The 1,200-nt window shown below is 72.1% G+C and carries 1 protein-coding gene; it reads right to left on the bottom strand.

Annotated elements, in window-relative coordinates; translation table 11 throughout:
• Window positions 1–41: 41 nt before the first annotated feature.
• Window positions 42–1,200: flagellar hook-length control protein FliK (locus QMX79_RS20765; RefSeq protein ID WP_282248462.1), on the bottom strand; the 1,159-nt coding region annotated here is incomplete at its 5' end.

Here is a 1,200-nt window from a genome sequence, read left to right on the forward strand (position 1 = left end):
TTGGGCCTTCCGGTAGGGCCCGACCGTTGGTCGGGCCGGCTTTACGCGTATGCGTCCAACAATCCGCGCTGGCGCATCAATTGCGAGGGCGAGATCGTCGTTTCGAACAATGCGGTGTCGCCGTCGGCGGTTCCGTGACCGGTCTGGCCACCGCCGGCCTTGCCGTCCTGTGCGGTCTGCTGGTGTCCCACGTCGGCGTTGCCTAGCTGGAATCCCTGTTCGTTCAGCATTTCGCGCAGGCGCGGGATGCTGGATTCGAGGGCGTGGCGGACGTCGGCGTGGGCGCTGCTGAAGCTGGCGTGGACCTTGTCGCCGTCCATCTGGAGGCGCACTTCGATCTGGCCGAGGTCATGCGGGGTGACTTTGATGGTGGCGTGGCCGATTTTCTGGTCGGCCAGCCAGCCGATGCGGGCGCTCATGGCGTCGTCGAAGTCGTCGCCGCCCACGTGCGGGGTGGCGGTGGGGTCGCCCTGGAACGGGGTGCTGGCGGTGGCGGCGGCTTTGAGTTCGGCGGCGGCGTGCAGGGCGTGCAGGAGCGGGGTGGTGGGGGCGTCGGTGTCGCTGCCGGCGTTGGCGATGGCGTCGGTGAGGGCCTTGGGCAGGGTGGCGTCTTCGGCGACCTCGGCGTCCAGCGGCAGGGCGATGGGGGCGGGGTTGCTGTCGGCGGCTGCGGTTGCGCCTGGCAACGCTGGCGTTGCCGGGGTGGTCGCGGTGGTCGGCAGGGTGGGCAGGGCGGGATCTGCCTTGGCCAGTGCGGCGGGGTCTGCGTTGGCGGCAGGGGCTGCCATGACGGTGACCGGTTCGAGGCCGGCCAGGGCCAGGCCGGCGAGGCCGAGCGGGGGCCAAGGGGCGGCGTCGTTGTCGTCGGTGGGCTCGCTGGTCGCGGTTTTCTCGGTGGCGGCCGGTGCGGTTGCGGCCGCTGGGTCGGCGGCGTCGGTGGGTTCGTCAGTGGCCGGGCGGCGCTTGGCGTCGCCTGCGGCGTTGCCGCCGGTGTCGGCGGTGCCGGCGGTGCCGGGCTTGTTGGGGGTGGCTTTGGTGGGGGTGTCCTTGCTGCCGCTGTCGTGCTTGAGCAGGGCGTCAAAGTCCCGTCGGTCGCTGCCGCTGGTGTTGCGCGCGCTGGACGTGGTCGGGGTGGCGCTGCTGCTGGCGGTGGGGCCGGCGCTGCTGCCGAGCAGGCTGGGGGGCATCACGGGGTGTCTC

Origin of the sequence: Stenotrophomonas sp. PS02300 (genome assembly GCF_029959395.1) — a bacterium.
In the GTDB taxonomy this organism is placed as follows: Bacteria; Pseudomonadota; Gammaproteobacteria; order Xanthomonadales; family Xanthomonadaceae; genus Stenotrophomonas; species Stenotrophomonas maltophilia_AD.